15 protein-coding genes are annotated in these 17,507 nt (G+C 72.6%); 4 read left to right on the top strand and 11 right to left on the bottom strand.

What is annotated here, in order from left to right; translation table 11 throughout:
• Window positions 1-378 precede the first annotated feature (378 nt).
• Complete coding sequence (locus tag LO772_RS33665) at window positions 379-1,317, top strand: NADP-dependent oxidoreductase (RefSeq protein WP_231775820.1); 939 nt, start codon at window positions 379-381, stop codon at window positions 1,315-1,317.
• Between the two features lie 53 nt (window positions 1,318-1,370).
• On the opposite strand, the gene LO772_RS33660 is transcribed toward LO772_RS33665, so the two are convergent.
• From LO772_RS33660 to LO772_RS33650, 3 genes are all read right to left on the bottom strand, one after another.
• On the bottom strand, window positions 1,371-1,988 hold the full coding sequence (locus LO772_RS33660; RefSeq protein ID WP_231775819.1) for a TetR/AcrR family transcriptional regulator: 618 nt from the start codon (window positions 1,986-1,988) through the stop codon (window positions 1,371-1,373).
• A 340-nt stretch (window positions 1,989-2,328) separates the two neighbouring features.
• Window positions 2,329-3,312, bottom strand: a complete 984-nt coding sequence (locus tag LO772_RS33655; RefSeq protein ID WP_231775818.1) for a TIGR03621 family F420-dependent LLM class oxidoreductase — start codon at window positions 3,310-3,312, stop codon at window positions 2,329-2,331.
• Window positions 3,305-4,054, bottom strand: coding sequence for an SDR family NAD(P)-dependent oxidoreductase (locus tag LO772_RS33650; RefSeq protein ID WP_231775817.1), 750 nt, complete (start codon window positions 4,052-4,054; stop codon window positions 3,305-3,307). The genes LO772_RS33655 and LO772_RS33650 overlap by 8 nt, the downstream gene beginning before the upstream one ends.
• Window positions 4,055-4,225: 171 nt before the next feature.
• On the opposite strand from LO772_RS33650, the gene LO772_RS33645 reads away from it, so the two are divergent.
• The 3 genes from LO772_RS33645 (at window position 4,226) to LO772_RS33635 (ending at window position 7,012) form a co-directional block, all read left to right on the top strand.
• Window positions 4,226-5,062 (top strand): TauD/TfdA dioxygenase family protein, encoded by an 837-nt coding sequence (locus LO772_RS33645; RefSeq protein WP_231775816.1) that lies wholly within the window; start codon window positions 4,226-4,228, stop codon window positions 5,060-5,062.
• A gap of 49 nt (window positions 5,063-5,111) precedes the next feature.
• The gene (locus LO772_RS33640; protein ID WP_231775815.1) at window positions 5,112-5,990 is read left to right on the top strand and encodes an SMP-30/gluconolactonase/LRE family protein; all 879 of its coding nucleotides are present in this window, start codon (window positions 5,112-5,114) and stop codon (window positions 5,988-5,990) included.
• Between the two features lie 113 nt (window positions 5,991-6,103).
• The gene (locus LO772_RS33635; protein WP_231775814.1) at window positions 6,104-7,012 is read left to right on the top strand and encodes a TIGR03564 family F420-dependent LLM class oxidoreductase; all 909 of its coding nucleotides are present in this window, start codon (window positions 6,104-6,106) and stop codon (window positions 7,010-7,012) included.
• Window positions 7,013-7,090: 78 nt separating this feature from the next.
• Here LO772_RS33635 and LO772_RS33630 read toward each other — a convergent pair whose 3' ends face one another.
• The 8 genes from LO772_RS33630 to LO772_RS33595 all read right to left on the bottom strand — a co-directional run bounded on the left by LO772_RS33630 (window position 7,091) and on the right by LO772_RS33595 (window position 17,411).
• Window positions 7,091-8,218 (bottom strand): PP2C family protein-serine/threonine phosphatase, encoded by a 1,128-nt coding sequence (locus LO772_RS33630; RefSeq protein ID WP_231775813.1) that lies wholly within the window; start codon window positions 8,216-8,218, stop codon window positions 7,091-7,093.
• Between the two features lie 304 nt (window positions 8,219-8,522).
• Entirely contained in the window at window positions 8,523-9,662 is a 1,140-nt protein-coding gene (locus tag LO772_RS33625) for an FUSC family protein (RefSeq protein ID WP_231775812.1), read from the bottom strand.
• A gap of 389 nt (window positions 9,663-10,051) precedes the next feature.
• Window positions 10,052-10,645 carry a potassium-transporting ATPase subunit KdpC gene (kdpC, locus tag LO772_RS33620; RefSeq protein WP_231775811.1) on the bottom strand — a complete coding sequence of 198 codons (594 nt, stop codon included), beginning with the start codon at window positions 10,643-10,645 and terminating at the stop codon, window positions 10,052-10,054.
• 6 nt (window positions 10,646-10,651) lie between these two features.
• On the bottom strand, window positions 10,652-12,721 hold the full coding sequence (gene kdpB, locus LO772_RS33615; protein ID WP_269453131.1) for a potassium-transporting ATPase subunit KdpB: 2,070 nt from the start codon (window positions 12,719-12,721) through the stop codon (window positions 10,652-10,654).
• Window positions 12,718-14,379: a potassium-transporting ATPase subunit KdpA gene (kdpA, locus tag LO772_RS33610; protein ID WP_231775810.1), complete on the bottom strand. Its 1,662-nt coding sequence runs from the start codon at window positions 14,377-14,379 to the stop codon at window positions 12,718-12,720. The genes kdpB and kdpA overlap by 4 nt, the downstream gene beginning before the upstream one ends.
• Window positions 14,379-14,468 (bottom strand): K(+)-transporting ATPase subunit F, encoded by a 90-nt coding sequence (kdpF, locus tag LO772_RS33605; RefSeq protein WP_231775809.1) that lies wholly within the window; start codon window positions 14,466-14,468, stop codon window positions 14,379-14,381. The genes kdpA and kdpF overlap by 1 nt, the downstream gene beginning before the upstream one ends.
• 397 nt (window positions 14,469-14,865) lie before the next feature.
• Window positions 14,866-16,446: an ABC transporter permease gene (locus LO772_RS33600; protein WP_331717297.1), complete on the bottom strand. Its 1,581-nt coding sequence runs from the start codon at window positions 16,444-16,446 to the stop codon at window positions 14,866-14,868.
• On the bottom strand, window positions 16,443-17,411 hold the full coding sequence (locus LO772_RS33595) for an ABC transporter ATP-binding protein (RefSeq protein ID WP_231775808.1): 969 nt from the start codon (window positions 17,409-17,411) through the stop codon (window positions 16,443-16,445). The genes LO772_RS33600 and LO772_RS33595 overlap by 4 nt, the downstream gene beginning before the upstream one ends.
• Window positions 17,412-17,507 lie beyond the last annotated feature (96 nt).

Genomic DNA, 17,507 nt, shown 5'->3' with positions numbered 1-17,507 from the left:
CGGGTGAACTCGCCGCGGCGGGCCGGTACGCGCGCACCGCCGCGCACACGGCGGCCGAGCCCGCCACGGCCGTCCGCGCCCGGGCCGAGCGCCGCGGACCGCGGTGCGCGGCCAGAGCCGGTGGGGCGGCAACTCGCGGGCCCCTTCTCGCGGGGGTACGTCGGTGCCGGGGTCGGCCGCGGGCCTCTGTTTCCGGCCCGGTGGTGCGGGAACCAGCCGCGGCGATGCCGGCGGAACGGCACGGCGCGAGAGCGGCGGTCGCGGGAGCGACGGCCGAGACGGGCGGGAGCGTCCGGTCTCCGCCCGGAACCGAGTCCCCACGACCACCCGGGTCGTTCCGCCCGTCACCCCAGGCCTTCACCGTGAGGAGTCGTCGAGATGCCCGCCCTTCCCTCGCACGCCCGAGCCGTGCGCTTCGACCGCTATGGCGACCGCGACGTCCTGTATGTGGCCGACGTCCCCATGCCGCGGCCGGCGTCCGGTGAAGTCCTCGTGGAGATCCGCGCCGCGGGCGTCAATCCGGGCGAAGCCGGTATCCGCGCCGGCGCGCTGCACGACTTCTTCCCCGCGTCGTTCCCGTCGGGCCAGGGCAGCGACCTCGCGGGTACCGTCGTCGCCCTCGGCGACGGTGTCACCGACTTCGCGGTCGGCGACGCGGTGCTCGGCTACTCGTGGGAGCGCTCCAGCCACGCCACCCACGCGGCCGTTCCGGCAAGCCAATTGATCCCCAAGCCCGACGCCCTCGACTGGGCCGTGGCGGGCAGTCTCTACGTCGCCGCCTGCACGGCCTGGGCCGCCGTCCACGCCGTGGCCCCGCAGCCCGGCGAAACCGTCGCGGTCTCCGCCGCGGCCGGCGGCGTGGGGAGCGTCGCGGTCCAGTTGCTGCGCGTGTATGGCGCCCGGGTCCTGGGCATCGCGTCGCCCGCCAACGCGGCCTGGCTGACCTCCCGGGGCGTCACCCCCGTCGCCTACGGCGACGGGCTCCGCGCGAACCTCGGCGAGGCGGCGCCGCAGGGGATCGATGCCTTCATCGACCTCTTCGGGCCCGAGTACGTCCGCCTCGCCATCGACCTCGGCATCCCGCCGGAGCGCATCGAGACGATCATCTCGTTCGAGGAGGCCGCGCGGTACGGCACGAAGACCGCGGGCAGCACGGACGGTTCCCGCCGCGAAGTTCTCGCCGAGATGGCCGGGCTCGTGGCGAGCGGCCGGATCGAGGTCCCGATCGCCGCCACCTACCCCCTCGACCGCGTCCGCGACGCCTTCGCCGACCTCGAACAGCGCCACACCCGCGGCAAGATCGCCCTCATCCCGTGACACGGTGGGCCGACACCGACGACCGAACGAACGCCTCCGACGCCGACGGGCCGTCAGCCGTGGTGCGGGGGACCGGCGTTCGGCCGGTCGTCCGGCGGCTCGAAGCGGTCGAGCAGCCGTTCGAGGTAGGCCATCGTCTCGGCGTGTGACGTCGTCATTCCCGTGGACTCCTCCATGGCGACCATGCGCGGTGTGCTCGTGATGAGGAACACCAGCGCGTCCGGGGAGATCGGCTCGTCGAGGAGATCGTGGCCGCGCAGGGTGCGGGTCACGGCCTCCAGGACGAGAGCGCGGGCCTCCTCCCCCGCCCGCGCCATCTCGGCGCGAATCCGCTTGCGGTGGTTGGCGACGGCCACCAGCTCCGCCGTCAGCGTCGTGGCCTCCTTGTTGTTCGCGTACTTCCACAGCGCACGCAGCGGGCGGTCCGTGGCGAGGCCCTTGACCAGTTCGTTCAGGCTGCGTTCCGAGCGCTCCCGGACCACGGTGGCGAACAGGTCGTCGAACGTCGGGAAGTAGTACTGGACGAGCGCACCCGTCACGCCGGCCTTGGCACCCAGGGTGCGGTAGGAGATGGCGGCGTACCCCTCGTCGAGCATGAGTCGTTCGGCGCACTCCAGGATCCGCGCACGGGTCTCGGAGTCCTCCCTGCCCACACGGCGGCGTGCTGCCATCGGATGCCTTTCGCGACGGGTGCGGCCGGCGCCGAACGGCCTCCGGGGCGACCGCGCCGCCGCGACATCGTAGGGGGTACGGCCTCGGGTGGTCCGGACGAACGCTCCGGAGGTGTGGGGCGGCGGCAGCGGTGGCGATCCGCCGCGGCGCGGTCCTCATCCGGACCGAGTCCGGTCGGGCATGGCCGGGTGCCGACCGCAGCCGTCGCGCCTGGTGCCGGCGGACCGCGCCCGCCAACCTCACTGCGGCATCCGGTACTTCGGAACCCGGCACCCGCCCCGGGCACCCGCGCGGTCGGCGACGTCACGGCCGAACGCGGCAGGCCGCCCTGCCCGCGCGCTACCGGTCGGTCAGCTTCGCGACGACGGGAGCGAATTCGTCCATCTGTTTGCGCGGGACGGTGATGTAGTTGACGCCGGTGGTCTCCCGGCGTTCGTGCAACCGGTCGATGATCTCCTCGGGTGACCCGGCCAGGACGTTCGGGTGCTCCCTCAGCAGTGCCGGCTGCGCCTCGGGGAGTGCCGTGCGCAGGTTCGCCGACCAGCGGTCGAGTGTGCCGTCGGGGTCGTCGGTGACGGAGACGAGGTACGGCGAACTCTCCAGGTCCAGGTCGGGCAGGCGCGCGCCGGCGGCCTCGCGGACGACGGCGTATCTGCGCCGCGCCTCTTCGGCGGGGGTGAGTCCCGCGTCGTTGCGGGGTGTCCAGCCGACGTTGGACATGCTGACGATGTCGGCTTCGCGCGCGGCGAGGGAGAGCACGCGCTTCTTGGCTCCCCCGATGAGGATGCGCGGGCGGGGCCGTTGCGCGGGGACCGGAAGCCCGGCGTAGCCGCTGACGCGGACGTGCTCGCCTCGGACGTCGATCGGCTCGCCCGACCAGTGCGCTTTGACGAGCGCGACGACCTCCTCGAGCTTGGTGACCCGCCGGGGTGCCTCGTGGAACGTGAGGCCCATCGCCTCGTACTCGCCCTGGTTGGTGCCGGCGCCGATGCCGAACTCCAGGCGTCCGTCGGAGAGCAGGTCGATGGTCGCGGCCTCCTTCGCGAGTGCCGCGGGGACGTGGTAGTCGACGCAGAAGACGCGGCAGCCCACGCGCAGGGTGGTCGTCCACGCCGCCGCGGCGGTCATCGCGGCGATCGGCGCGAGGTGCTGCGGGCGCAGGAGTGTGCGGGTGCTGACCGGGCCGGGGCCGATGTAGTGGTCGGCGAGGAACAGCGTGGCGTAGCCGAGGGATTCGACGCGGCGGGCGAGGTCGCGCCACTCGGCGGCGGATGTCGCGGTGGTGGTCTGGACCGCGAAGCGGAACGGGCGCGGGTCAGCCACAGACGTACCCTCCGTCGACGGGCATGGCGACTCCGGTGACGAACGACGATTCGTCGCTCGCGAGGAACAGCGCGGCGGCGGCGAGTTCGCGCGACAGGCCCCAGCGCTTCATCGGCTGCGGGGGTTGGAAGGCGTCGGCGGGCGGCTCGGGGTGGTGGGCGGCGTCGGGGACGAGGCCGGTCCAGACCATGCCGGGGCAGATGGCGTTGACCCGGATGTTCTTCGTGGCGTAGTCGAGGGCGACGGACTTGGTCATCTGGATGACGCCGCCCTTGGACGCGCCGTAGACGGCGTTCTTGGGCCACCCGACCAGCCCTGCCGCCGACGCGGTGGAGATGACCGAGCCGCCGCCGCTGCGGAGCATCGCCGGGATGCCGTACTTCATCCCGAAGAACACGCCCTTGAGGTTCACGCCGAGGACGAAGTCGAAGGTCTCCTCGGTCTGCTCGGTGATGCGCAGTTTGGGGCCGCCGATGCCCGCGTTGTTGAACAGGACGTCCAATCGGCCGAAGCGCTCCTCGGTGACGGCGACCATGCGCTCGACGTCCGCGCCGACCGCGACGTTCACGTGGACCGCGACGGCGGCCTCGCCGATCCCCGCCGCGGTCTCCTCCTCCGCGCCGCTGACGTCCGCGCAGACGACCTTCGCCCCCTCGGCGGCGAAGAGTTCGGCGCTCGCGCGGCCCATGCCCGACCCGGCTCCGGTGACGATCGCGACCTTGCCGTCCAGTCGACCCGCCATATGTGCTCCTCCTCGGTGACCAGCCGCCCGGGCCGCCGATGTCGGTGGTGCCGGGCGTGTGGTGTGTCTCGGTCTCGGACGCGCCTGGAAATTTTTTAGGCGTGTGTTTAATATTTGCGTTTGACGAACGTATAACGTCAAGCCCCGCGCACCGGAGAGTCGGAGGAAGTCATGTCCGCCACCGTGACCAAGATCACGCCGAACATCGGCGCCGAGATCACCGGGCTCACCGGCCCGGCCCTCGTCGACAGGGAGGCCGCCGACGCCTGCCAGGAGGCCCTGGATCTGCACGGAGTCGTCGTCTTCCCGCACATCGACATCGCCGACGCGGACCTGGTCGCGTTCAGCCGCCTGCTGGGCGAGGTCGTCGTGCCCAAGGTCAACGACCCGGGCGAGCACCCCGAGATCGCCACGATCACGCTCGACCCGGCCAAGAGCGTCCTCGCCGGCTACCGCCGCGGGAACTTCCTGTGGCACATCGACGGCGCCACCGACGAACTGCCCCAGAAGCAGACCCTGCTGACCGCCCGCGAGGTCGACCCGGCGGGCGGGGACACCGAGTTCGCGAACACCTACGCCGCCTACGACGCGCTCTCCGACGACGAGAAGGCCGAGATCGCCGACCTCAGGGTGGTCCACAGCTTCGCCGCCGCGCAGCGCATCGCCTACCCGGACGCCACCGACAAGCAGCGCGCCCAGTGGGACACCGTCCCGACCCGCGTCCACCCGCTCGTCTGGACGCGCCGCAACGGACGCAAATCGCTCCTCGTCGGCGCGACCGCCGACACCGTCGTCGGATGGCCCGAGGACCGCGGCAGGGAACTCCTCGACCGCCTCCTCGCGTGGTCGACCCGCCCCGAGTTCTCCCTCCGGCACCAGTGGCGCCGCGGCGACCTGGTCATGTGGGACAACACCGGCATGCTCCACCGCGCACTGCCGTTCGAGGCGACCTCACGGCGCCTCATGCACCGCACCACGCTCGTCGGCCAGGAGCCGGTCGGCGCCTGACACCGCGACGCGACCCGTCGAACCGGCAAGAGCAAAGGGGAAGTTCACGGTGGAGATACGGATCCTGACCGAGACGAAGCTGGCGATGGGCGAAGGTCCGCTGTGGGACGTCGACGCGGAACGGCTGTACTGGATCGACGTGTTCGAGGCGGTCGTCCACCGATGCGCCCTCGACGGCAGCGAGTCGCGGAGCTGGCGGTTCCCCGGCCACTCCCTCTCCGCCCTCGGCCTGTGCAAGGACGGCGGAACGATCGTCACCTCCGGAGCGGCGATCCACCGGTTCGACCTCGACTCGGGCGAGGCCGACCTCGTCTTCGACCCCGGGCTCGGGACGGGCTACGGCTTCAACGACGGCACCGTCGACCGCCAAGGCCGGTTCATCACCGGCATGGCCGACGGCAAGCTCATCGCGGCCATCACCTCCGGCCGGACCGAAGGCCTGGTTCCGACCGGCAACATCTACCGCGTCGACACCGACCTGAGCGTCCACGTCATCGGCGACCCCATCGGCGTCACCAACGGCCCCTGCCTCGACGCCGCCGGCACCACCTTCTTCTGCAACGACAGCGGCCTGCGCCGCATGTACGCCTGGGACTACGACCCCGCCACCGGCGAGGCCACCAACCGGCGCACCGTCGCCGAATTCACCGGCGGCGCCATCCCCGACGGCACCACCGTCGACGACCAGGGCCACCTGTGGACCGCCGCCTACCACGGCGGCGAAGTACGCCGGTACGCCCCCGACGGCACCCTGGAGCGCACCATTCCCGTCCCCGCCGTCAGCCCCACCAGCGTCGCCTTCGCGGGCCCGAACCTCGATGTCCTCGTGGTGACTTCGCGCGGCGGCGACGACGCCGAGGGCGACGGCCGGATCCTGACCCTGCACGGCCTCGGGGCGCGCGGCGTCCCCGAGAGCAAGTTCGGCTGAGGCCGGCCGTCCCGCCCCCGAGGCCGCCGCGGATCCACCGCGACGCGTCACGCGCACCCGCGCCCCGGTCGTGCCCCGACCACTCGAAGACCTCCCAGGAAAGGCTCCGCCCCATGAGGATCGGCCTGACAGGACGACCCGCGAGCACCGAACAACTCGTCGAGCAGGCCAAGGCGGCCGAGAAGGACGGCTTCAGCTCGGTCTGGTACGACAGCACCGTCCTCGGCGACCCGCTCGCCGCGATGGCGGTCGCGGGTCGCGAGACCGCGTCGATCGAACTCGGCACCGCGATCCTCCAGACCTACCCCTGCCACCCGCTCCTGCAGGCCAACCGCGCCGCCGCCGTCGCCGAGGCGATGGGCCGCCCCGGCTTCACCCTCGGCATCGGCCCCTCCCACGAACCCCTCGTCAGCGGCATGTACGGGCTTCCGTACGACCGCCCCGGCCGCAACACCGAGGAGTACGTCCGCATCCTCACCGGACTCCTGCGCGGCGAGAAGGTCACGTACGAGAGCGAGGACTGGACCACCCGCGGGGCCCGCGTCCGCACCGCGCGTCCCGTGCCCGTGCTCCTCGCCGCCCTCGGCCCCCGGCTGCTCCGCGTCGCCGGCGAACTCGCCGACGGCGTCGTGCTGTTCATGGCGTCCGCACGAGCCGTCGAAACCCACATCGCGCCCCGGCTGCACGCCGCCGCGTCCGCCGCGGGCCGCCCGGCGCCCCGCATCGTCGCGCAACTGCCCATCGCCGTCCACGACGACCTCGACGAGGCCCGCGCGGCGACCGCCAAGACCGCGGCCGTGTACGAGTCCCTGCCCAACTACCGCCGCATCATGGACATCGGCGGCGCCGGATCGCCCGCCGACGCCGCGGTCCTCGGCGACGAGGCCGGCGTCACACGGCGGTTGCGTGCCCTGCTCGACGCCGGAGCCACCGACATCCAGGCGTTCGTCGTCCCCGTCGGCGAAGACCGCCGCCGATCCCGTCAGCGCACGATGGACCTCTTGTCCTCCCTCACCGGCTGACCGCCCCCGCCGAGGCCACGAACACGCGCGCGCCCGGGAACCCGGCGAACCCCGGCGGTCGCGGCAGGGCGGGCAGGTCTAGCGGCGGCGTGACGTGCCGCGGGACACCGCGAGCATGGCCACGTCGTCCTGGATGCGTCGGCGGGTGTGTCGGTCCAGGTCCGCGAGGAGGGCGTCCAAGAGGTCGTCGGGGGCCTCGAAGCGCCGACCGCTCAGGCTCTTCACGGGGTCGTAGAAGACGCCGTCCGGGTCCCGGGCCTCGGTCACGCCGTCGGTGTGGAGCAACAGCAGGGCGTCGGCGGACAGGGGGTGGTCCTGCGCCTCCGGCGGCGACGCCCCCGGGACGTCCATCCCGAGCGGCAGCGCGTACACCCGGGGCTCCAGCAGCCGCACGCTCCCGTCCGGTGACAGCAGCAGCGGCGCCGGGTGGCCGCGGTTGACCACCCGCACGCGATCCGGTGTGCCCGCGGAGATCTCGGCCAGCACCGCGGTGACGAACTCCTCGGCCGGCTCCGACCACCGCGACCGGTTGCTCTCGCGTTCGAGGGCGTGGTCGATCCACTCCGCGACGGCGGCCAGCCCGGCCTCCCGGTCGGCGGCCTCGCGGAACGCGCCGAGCACCACGGCGACCGTGCCGACGGCGGGCAGGCCCTTGCCGCGCACGTCGCCGACCAGCATCCGTACGCCGAAACGCGTGTTCTGCACCGCGTACAGGTCGCCTCCGATCCGCGCACCGGCCTGCCCGGCCCGGTAGCGCACCGCGATCGCCACGTCGCCGACCCGGGCGGGCGGGTCGGGAAGCAGCGCGCGCTGGGCGGCCTCGGCGATCGCCCGGGCGGACGCGAGTTTCCGGTTGCCGCGCCGCAGCGCGTCGTTCATCGCGAGAGACAGCAGCGCCACGAGGAAGACCGTCCCCAGTCTCAGCACGGCCCCGTAGCCCTCGAACCGGTCCCAGGTGAAGACCAGCACCGTCAGCACGGAGAAGGAGACGAGGCCCACGGCCAGCGTGCCGCGAAGGGACCACATCGCGGCGGCGACCAGCGGAGCCGCGGCGAACGTCGCCGTGAAGACGTCGCCGCGCGGCGTGAGCATGTTGACCAGCACCCCGAGCGCGATCAGCGCGAAGGGCACCAGCCACGGAGCCGGCCTGAACCATAGGGACGCGCGCACCCGGTCCCAGCCGTCCGCCGAGCGCCAATCGCTCATCGCCACTCCCGTCTGCTCGGCTCGCCTCGCCCGCCGCCCGGCCGACCGCGTTCGCCCGGCCGACCGACGCGGTGCCGGTGCCGGTGCCGGTGCCGGTGCCGCCCGAGGGTCGTCGGTGTGACCCGTGTCCGGCTCGTACCGTCGTCGACCGCGGACCACCGGGCCGGTGAGGGCCAACTCGGCCGGAACGGCCGAGCGTCGGCACCGCCGCCCCTCCACCCGCACCACGCGTGGTCGGCGCCTCACCCCACACCAGCGATTCTCCTCCCGTAGCGGACAAAACGGGCCTCGGCGCATGAGGACTTCAGGCCGATGGCGGTGGCGGTGCTTTGGCGGCGTGCCTGGCGAGCGCCCCGGTGAGGAGCAGGACCAGGAGGGCGAAGCCGACGCCGCACAACGTCCACAGGACGCGGTAGCCCTCCGCGGCGTGCTGGGTGGGCTGCGGCAGGTCCACCAGGATGAGCGCTCCCGCGGCGATGGCCGCCGTGTAGAGCGCGTAGTTCCAGAAGCGGATCGCCACTCCGTGCATGAACAGCACGAGCGCGACCACTTCGAGGCCGCGCTCGGTCACGACAAGCCGCAGTCCGTGGACGCTGCCGGGCACCAGCAGGAGCAGGCCGGCGGCGATCGCGCCGATCAGCGCGCCGGCGAGGCGCTGAGCGGATACCAGCCCGGCCTGCTCGAGGCTCGGCTTCATCGCGACGATGGCCGCGATCGGCAACCAGAACCCGTGCGACAGGTTCAGTCCGAACGCGAGCGCGACGGTGGCGCCGACGGTCACGGCACGGATCGCGGCGAACACGATCAGCGGCGGTGTCGGCTTCTTCCGCGTGGTGTCGCCGGGGATCTCCGCGATCGGCTGGGGGCGGATCCCACGACCGCGGACCAGCCACGCGGCGAAGGTCACGGCGATCCACAGCGCCGACCCGCCGGCCCACGCGAGCACCTGCGCCCACGTATGGCCGGAGACATGCGAGGAATCACCGAGGGCGACCGCGAGCCCGAGGGCGATGACGAACCATGTGTTCTGCAGCAAGGCGGTGGCGAACCTGCGGACGCCGAACACCGCCGCCAGCCCCGCGACGAAGGTGACGGCGAACGCGGCGAGCGTCAGCCATCCCCAGGCCGCGTCCCCCAGAGCGGACGCGAGTGCCGTCACCCCCGCGCCGACCAGCGCGAAGACCGCCATATGCGACGCTCGGTACCCGAAACCGCCGCCCGGGTCGTCGAGCCACGTGAACAGCAGGCCGAACAACGCGCTCGGCAGATACACCTCGTGGCCGATCGCCCAGAACACGATCAGTTCGACGAGCGCGAGGTCGAGGAACATCACCGCGCGCGGCCAGTTGAGCCCCGCGGGGTCGCGTGCGAACACCCTCGACAGCCGGCTCCTGACGGGCCCGGTGTGGCCGGGCCCCGCTCCCGCGGTGCTCGCAGTCGCCATGGCCGCCCTCCCTCGCCCCGGTCGCCCGGTTCGCCGTCCTCAGTCCCGCATTCTGCGATTCCGGCGGGACCTCCGCGCAGCGGCCCCGCAGGCGTCGGTCGAAGACGGCGCACACGTCACCCGTCCGGGCGCAGCGGACCGCCCGGTCCGGCCGCGCTCACCGGCCGCGCTCACCGGCGGCGGGAGTCACGCCGAGGTGGACGTCAGGGCAGGCACCGGGGCGAGAGCGCGGCGCCGGATCCTCGCCCAGGGCGGGCCCGTTTTCCGCCGTCCTTCGCTGTCGCATGCCGTACGTCGTCGCACGCGACCCCGCGGGGCTCGACCGGCCGCGCGCGGTGATGTTCCCGCCCCCGGCGCGCGGGTCCGCCCGAGCGGGCGCGCGGCGCGCCTCACCGCCCCGGCGTGAGCCGGTCCAGGGCCAGGTTGAGTTCCAGGACGTTGACGCGCGACTCGCCGAGGAACCCGAGCACGCGTCCCTCGACATGGTCGTCGACCAGCGCCTCCACGGTCTGCGGGGCAAGTCCGCGCGCCTGCGCGACGCGCGGGGCCTGGAGCCGGGCGTAGGCGGGAGAGATGTGCGGGTCCAGGCCGCTGCCGGACGCGGTCAGCGCGTCCGGCGGGACGGGCGTCGCGCCGGGCTGGTCCGCCGCGGTGATCTCGGCCCGGCGCGTCTCGACCGCGTCCAGGAGTGCGGGATTCTCCGGGCCGAGGTTCGAGGCCCCGGACGCCAGCGGGTCGTAGCCGTTCGCGCCGGCCGCCGAGGGCCGGGGTTGGAACCACTGCGGGCCGGTGAAGTTCTGGCCGATCAGGGACGAGCCGACGACGCGTCCGTCGCGGTTCACCTTCGAGCCGTCCGCCTGCCCGTCGAACGCGCCCTGCGCGACGGCCCAGACCGCGAGCGGATACAGGCCGCCGGTGACGACGGTGAGCACGATCAGGACGCGCAGCCCGGCCAGTGCCTGCCGCAGGAAGGTCGTGGTCACGGCGTTTCACCCCAGTCCGGGCAGGTGCGAGACGATCAGGTCGACGAGCTTGATCCCGACGAACGGCGCGACGACGCCCCCGAGGCCGTAGATCCCGAGGTTGCGCCGCAGCATCGCCGCGGCGCCGGTGGGCCGGTAGCGGACGCCGCGCAGCGCCAAAGGGATGAGCGCGACGATGATGAGCGCGTTGAACACCACCGCGGACAGGATCGCGGACTCCGGGCTGCCCAGCCGCATGACGTTGAGGCGGTCCAGGCGGGGATACGCGGCGGCGAACATCGCGGGGATGATCGCGAAGTACTTGGCGACGTCGTTGGCGATGGAGAAGGTGGTCAGCGCGCCGCGGGTGATCAGCAGCTGCTTGCCGATCTCGACGATCTCGATGAGCTTGGTCGGGTTGGAGTCGAGGTCGACCATGTTGCCGGCCTCCTTCGCGGCCGTGGTGCCGGCGTTCATCGCGACGCCGACGTCGGCCTTCGCGAGGGCGGGGGCGTCGTTGGTGCCGTCCCCGGTCATCGCGACGAGCCGCCCGCCGGACTGTTCGCGGACGATGAGCGCGAGCTTGTCCTCCGGGGCGGCCTCGGCGAGGAAGTCGTCCACGCCCGCTTCGTCCGCGATCGCCTTGGCGGTGAGCGGGTTGTCGCCGGTGATCATGACGGTGCGGATGCCCATGCGGCGCAGCTCGTCGAAGCGTTCCCGCATGCCCGACTTGACGATGTCCTTGAGGTGGATGACGCCGAGCACGCGCGCCGACCGCCCGGTCGGGTGTTCGGCGACGACGAGGGGGGTGCCGCCGCCGGCGCTGATCGCGTCGACGACGCGGCCGACCTCGGCGGCCGGATGCCCGCCGTTGTCGCGTACCCACCGCATGACCGCCACGGCGGCGCCTTTGCGTACGCGGCGGTCGTCCAGGTCCACCCCGGACATCCGGGTCTGTGCGGAGAACGGTACGAAGTTCGCCCCTTGGATGAGGCCTTCCTCGCGCGCCCGCAGTCCGTGGCGCTGCTTGGCGAGGACGACCACGGACCGCCCCTCGGGTGTCTCGTCCGCGAGGCTGGCGAGTTGCGCGGCGTCGGCGAGTGCCACCTCGTCGACGCCCTCGGCGGGGACGAACCGGGTCGCCTCGCGGTTGCCGAGGGTGATGGTGCCGGTCTTGTCCAGGAGCAGTGTGTCGATGTCTCCGGCGGCCTCGACCGCGCGGCCGGACATGGCGACCACGTTGTGCTGGACGAGCCGGTCCATGCCCGCGATGCCGATCGCCGACAGCAGTGCGCCGATGGTGGTGGGGATCAGGCACACGAGCAGGGCGACGAGCACCACGATGGGCTGCTGCCTGCCGGAGTAGGCGGCCATCGGCTGGAGCGCGGCGACCGAGACCAGGAAGACGATCGTGAGCGACGCCAGGAGGATGTTGAGCGCGATCTCGTTCGGCGTCTTCTGCCGTGCCGCGCCCTCGACCAGCGCGATCATCCGGTCGATGAAGCTCTCGCCGGGTTTGACCGTGACGCGCACCACGATCCGGTCGGACAGCACCGTCGTCCCGCCGGTGACGGCCGAGCGGTCGCCGCCCGACTCGCGGATGACCGGGGCGGATTCGCCGGTGACCGCCGACTCGTCGACGCTGGCGATGCCCTCGACGATCTCGCCGTCCCCGGGGATGATCTGCCCGGCCTCCACCACGACGGTGTCGCCGACGCGCAACCGCGTTCCCGGGACCGGCTCCTCGCCGCCGTCGGCGCGCAGGCGGCGCGCCATGGTCTCCTGTTTGGCCCGGCGCAGCGCCGCCGCCTGGGCGCGGCCCCGGCCCTCGGCGACGGCTTCCGCGAGGTTGGCGAAGACGACGGTGACCCACAGCCAGACGGCGGTCGCGACGGCGAAGACGTTCGGGTCCTTCAGCGCGAAGGCGGTCGCGAGCAGCGAGCCGACCCAGACGACGAACATCACCGGGGTGCGGACCATGTGGCGTACGCCGAGCTTGCGTACCGCGTCCGGGAGTGATGTGGCCAGGTGTCGTGCGTTGAAGGCGCCCGCCGCGACGCGGCCGGAGTCGGCGGCCGGGGGCGTCGCGGCGGTCACCGCAGGCCCTCGGCGATCGGGCCCAGCGCCAGCGCGGGGAAGAACGCCAGGCCGGCGACGAGGACCGCGACGCCGATCAGCAGGCCGACGAACAGGGGTTTGTGGGTCGGCAGCGTGCCCGGGCCCGGCGGCACCGGGCGCTGCCGGGCGAGCGAGCCGGCGAGTGCCAGGACGAACACCATGGGGAGGAAGCGTCCGATGAGCATGGCCAGTCCCAGCGCGGTGTTGTAGAAGGCGGTGTTGGTCCCGAGGCCGGCGAAGGCGCTGCCGTTGTTGTTGCCGGTGGAGGCGAACGCGTACAGCACTTCGGAGAGCCCGTGCGGACCGGGGTTGAGGATGGCCTCGCGCGGGCCGGGGAATCCGAGGGCCAGTGCGGTGCCGACGAGGACCGCGAGCGGCATGGCGAGGACGTACAGCGCGACGCACGTGATCTCGCGCTGGCGGATTTTCTTGCCGAGGTATTCGGGGGTCCGGCCGACCATGAGCCCGGCCAGGAACACCGCCAGGACGGCGATGACGAGCATGCCGTACAGCCCCGACCCCACGCCGCCGGGCGAGATTTCGCCCAGCACCATGTTGACGATCAGCATGCCGCCGCCGAGGGCCGTATAGCTGTCGTGGGCCGAACCCGCCGCCCCTGTTGACGTCATGGTGGTGGAGTTCGCGAACAACGCGGAGTTCCAGACCCCGAAGCGCTGTTCCTTGCCTTCCAGGGACGCGCCGACCGCGTCGGGGACGGTCCCCGGGTGCGCGGCCTCGAAGGCGGTGACCACGATGAGCCCGGCGAGCCACAGCAGTCCCATCGCGCCGAGGATCGCCCAGCCCTGCCGGGTGTTTCCGGCCATCCGCCCGAAAGCGCGCGGCAACGCGCTGGGAATCAGGAGCAGCAGGAAGACCTGGAACAGGTTGGCGAACGCGTTGGGGTTCTCGTACGGGTGCGCCGAATTCGCGTTGTAGAACCCGCCGCCGTTGGTGCCCAGTTCCTTCACCGCCTCCTGGGAGGCGACCGGGCCGCCGACGAGGGACTGCGCGCCGCCGTCGAGGGTGTGCACGTGCTGCGTGCCGGCGAAGTTCTGCACCACGCCGGTCGCGACGAGCACGATCGCGGCGACGAACGCGAGCGGCAGCAGGACGCGGACGGTGCCGCGTACCAAGTCGACCCAGAAGTTGCCGAGTCGGTCGCTCTGCGAGCGGGTGAAGCCGCGTACGAGCGCCACCGCGACGGCCATCCCCACGGCCGCGGACATGAAGTTCTGGACCGCGAGCCCGGACATCTGGACGAGATATCCCAGGGTCGATTCACCGGCGTACCACTGCCAGTTCGTGTTCGTGACGAACGAAACGGCGGTGTTGAAGGCGCCGTCGGCGGGTACCGCGCCGAAACCCCGCGAAAGCGGCAGCGTTCCCTGCAGCCGCAGGAACGCGTACAGGAAGACGACCGACACCGCGGAGAATCCCAGCAGCGACAAAACGTAGGTCGACCATCGCTGTTCGGCGTCGGGGGCGACGCGTGCCATCCGGTAGACGAACCGCTCGACCGCCCAATGGCGTTCGCTCTGGTACACCCTCGCCAGATAGTTCCCGAACGGTACGTGCGCCACGGCCAGCGCGGCGACCAGCACCACGACGGTCACCAGCCCGGCCGCGGAATCGCTCATCAGAACCGCTCCGGAAACACCAGGGCGATGATCAGATAGACGAGCAGACCGACCGCGCAGACCAATCCGATGATGTTCTCCACGCTCACCGGCGGTCCATACCCTTGACGAGGAGAACCATCAGCCCGAAAAAGGCGACGACGACAACAAGGAAGACCAAGTCGTCCATCGGTGGGTTCCTCCGGTTCCGCGGCAAGGCACCGCACGACGTCGGACGCACGACAAGCACAGCTATACCGCGTAGCGGGCGCGTAACCGCCCAAATGCCACCGCCAACCCTCCACTGTCACCGACGAGGCGTAGCGAACAGGCCGCGGCGCCACCGCCGAGCGTGTCCCTCGGCGCCGATGACGGTGTCCCGGCGGGCGTTCGGTGCGACGTGGGGCGTGCTCGGGCGGCGGCGCCTGGGGAGCGGGAGGAGTGCGGGAAAAACCGATCGGACCCGGGTGGGTCCGGTCGGGGCGTGCGTGGTGCGCCGGGGTGGTGTCAGCCGATGTCGCGGTGGCGGGTGCCAGTGATGCCGGCGACGAGCAGCGCGGTGGCGACGGCGGTCAGGATCGCGTACGGCGCGGCCGTGGCGGTGTCGCCGGGCAGTTTCGGCAGGTGACTGAACGGCGAGGCGTCCATGATCGACCGCGGCAGTTCGAGCGCGGGGCCGAGTTGGTCGAGCACACCGCACGCGGCGACCAGTGCCCAGGCCGCGGGCGTGGCCCGGGGCAGCAGCCCGAAGACCGCCGTCGCGGCGGCGGCCACGACCCACGCCGCCGGCGCCTGGGCGATCGCCGCCGCGACGAGGTCCGGAACGCGCGCTCCGTGGGCGATTCCCGCGCTCAGGCCGCCGACGGCCAGGAGCACCACCGGCCCGAGGACCGCGAAGACCAGGTGGCTCGCGACCCACCGCACGCGCGGGACCGGCCCGGTGAGGAGCGGGGCGGCGCGTCCGCCGGTCTCCTCGGCGCGCATCCGCAGCACGCATTGCACCGCGAACACGGCCGCGAGCAGGCCCAGGAGGCCCATCGCACTCGCCAGGAACGCGTCGGTGAGGCTTCCGCCGCCGCCCATCCGCGCGACGATGTCGGATACATCCCGGTTGTCGCCGATCAAGTCGTCGACGCCGCCCGCGACGCCGCCGTAGACCGCCCCCGCGGCGAGTAACGCGATGCCCCAGCCGAGCAGCGCGCCGCGGTGCAGGCGCCACGCGAGGCCGAACGGGCCGGACAGCGAACGCCCGGCGGTGGCACGGCCGTTGCGTGTCGCGAGCATTGCCGCGCCGAGGTCGCGGCGGGTCACGAGGGCGTACGCCGCCGCCGCGACCACACCGGCGAACACGATCGGGAGCGGCAGCGCCCACCAGCGGTCGCCGCCGTACGGGCGCACCTGTTCGATCCAGCCGAGCGGCGACGTCCAGATGAGCGCGGACGAGGCGCCCCGCGACGCGGCGTCTCCGGCGGCTCGCACGAGGAAGGCCGCGCCCAGTACGGCGCCGGCCATACCGCGCGCCGCCCGTCCGGTGGTGGCGAGTTGTGCGCTCAGGGCCGCGACGGCGGCGAAGACGACGCCGCTCGCGACCAGGCACAGGCCGAGTGCGAGGGCGCCCGCCGCGCCGTCGCCGGATCCGAGCAGCCCGAGCGCGGTGGGCGCGGCGACCGCGGTGCTCGCGGCGGTGGCGGTGAGCAGCGCGGCGCTGAGCGGCGCGAGGCGTCCGACCGCCCCGGCCGCGACCAACTCCTGGCGCCCCGTCTCCTCTTCGTCACGGGTGTGCCGCACCACGATGAGCGCGGCCATGAGGCCGACGAGCACCGCGCCGATGACGGTGAAGCGCCACGCGGTGAGGGCGCCGCCGCTGTCCCAGGCGAACACCGGCCCGTAGAAGGCGCGCAGGGACGCGTTGTCGTTCGTGCTGCGGGCGAGGTCGGCGCGCTCGGCGGGTGTGTCGTACAGGGCCGTGAACGACCGTGCGGAGCCGAGGACGACGACGGCGACCGTGGTTGACCACGCGGTGATCATGACGCGGTCCCGGCGCAGGGCCAGGCGCGTGAGGACGGTGGTTCCGGTGAGGGCGTTCAACGGGAGGACCGCGCTTCGGGGACGGCGGTGTCGGCCGCGGTGGTCGGGGCGTCGGGGGCGTCGGCTCGCCGGCCGTCGGCGGGCTCGTCCTCGTAGTGCCGCAGGAACAGTTCCTCGAGCGTCGGCGGGCTGCTGGTGAGGCTGCGGATGCCGGACCGCCCGAGGGCGTCGAGCGCGGCACCGATGCTGTGGCCGTCGACCTGGAAGCGCACGTGGTTGCCCCGCACGTCGAGGTCGTGGACGCCGTCGAGGTCCGCCAACCCGTCGGCGCGGCCGGCCAGTTCGGCGCTGACCGAGGTGCGGGTCAGGTGCCGCAGGTCGGCCAGCGTGCCGGTCTCGACGGTGCGTCCGCGCCGGATGATGCTGACCCGGTCGCACAGCGCCTCCACCTCGCCGAGGATGTGGCTGGACAGCAGTACGGTGCGGCCGTGGTCGCGGGCCTCCTCGACGCACCGCCGGAAGACGTCCTCCATGAGCGGATCCAGGCCCGTGGTGGGCTCGTCGAGCACCAGCAGGTCGACGTCCGCCGCGAACGCCGCGACCAGGGCCACCTTTTGCCGGTTGCCCTTGGAGTACGCCCGGCCCTTCTTCGTCGGGTCGAGCTCGAACCGGCGCACGAGCCGGTCGCGCCGGGCGGCGTCCACCCCGCCGCGCAACCGGCCCAGCAGGTCGATGACCTCTCCCCCGGTGAGATTGGGCCACAGTGTGACGTCGCCGGGCACGTACGCGATGCGCCGGTGCAGCGCGACGGAGTGGCGCCACGGGTCGCCGCCGAGTACTTCGGCGGTGCCGGCGTCCGCCCGGACGAGCCCCAACAGGATGCCGATCGTCGTCGACTTACCGGCGCCGTTGGGGCCGAGGAAACCGTGCACCTCGCCCGTGCGCACGGTCAGGTCGAGGCCGTCGAGAGCCTGGCTTCGGCCGAAGCTCTTGCGCAGGGCGACTGCGCTGATTGCCGTCTTCATTCTGCTGAACGTACACTACTTTCAGAACTATGTGAAAGTTAAGAACGTGGATAGGCTGGACGCGCTGCCCGACGCACGTACGGGGCGGATTCGGGC

Source organism: Yinghuangia sp. ASG 101, from assembly GCF_021165735.1.
Lineage (GTDB): Bacteria > Actinomycetota > Actinomycetes > Streptomycetales > Streptomycetaceae > Yinghuangia.
Note: the sequence above shows the minus strand (reverse complement) of the source record. Positions and strands in the feature narration are given on the sequence as shown.

Bases quoted from the DNA above. Each gene is read 5' to 3' on its own strand.
- LO772_RS33665 (WP_231775820.1), top strand. From the start codon at position 379: ATGCCCGCCCTTCCCTCGCACGCCCGAGCCGTGCGCTTCGACCGCTAT.
- LO772_RS33660 (WP_231775819.1), bottom strand. From the start codon at position 1,988: ATGGCAGCACGCCGCCGTGTGGGCAGGGAGGACTCCGAGACCCGTGCG.
- LO772_RS33650 (WP_231775817.1), bottom strand. From the start codon at position 4,054: ATGGCGGGTCGACTGGACGGCAAGGTCGCGATCGTCACCGGAGCCGGG.
- LO772_RS33645 (WP_231775816.1), top strand. From the start codon at position 4,226: ATGTCCGCCACCGTGACCAAGATCACGCCGAACATCGGCGCCGAGATC.
- LO772_RS33635 (WP_231775814.1), top strand. From the start codon at position 6,104: ATGAGGATCGGCCTGACAGGACGACCCGCGAGCACCGAACAACTCGTC.
- LO772_RS33630 (WP_231775813.1), bottom strand. From the start codon at position 8,218: ATGAGCGATTGGCGCTCGGCGGACGGCTGGGACCGGGTGCGCGCGTCC.
- LO772_RS33625 (WP_231775812.1), bottom strand. From the start codon at position 9,662: ATGGCGACTGCGAGCACCGCGGGAGCGGGGCCCGGCCACACCGGGCCC.
- kdpA (WP_231775810.1), bottom strand. From the start codon at position 14,379: ATGAGCGATTCCGCGGCCGGGCTGGTGACCGTCGTGGTGCTGGTCGCC.
- LO772_RS33595 (WP_231775808.1), bottom strand. From the start codon at position 17,411: ATGAAGACGGCAATCAGCGCAGTCGCCCTGCGCAAGAGCTTCGGCCGA.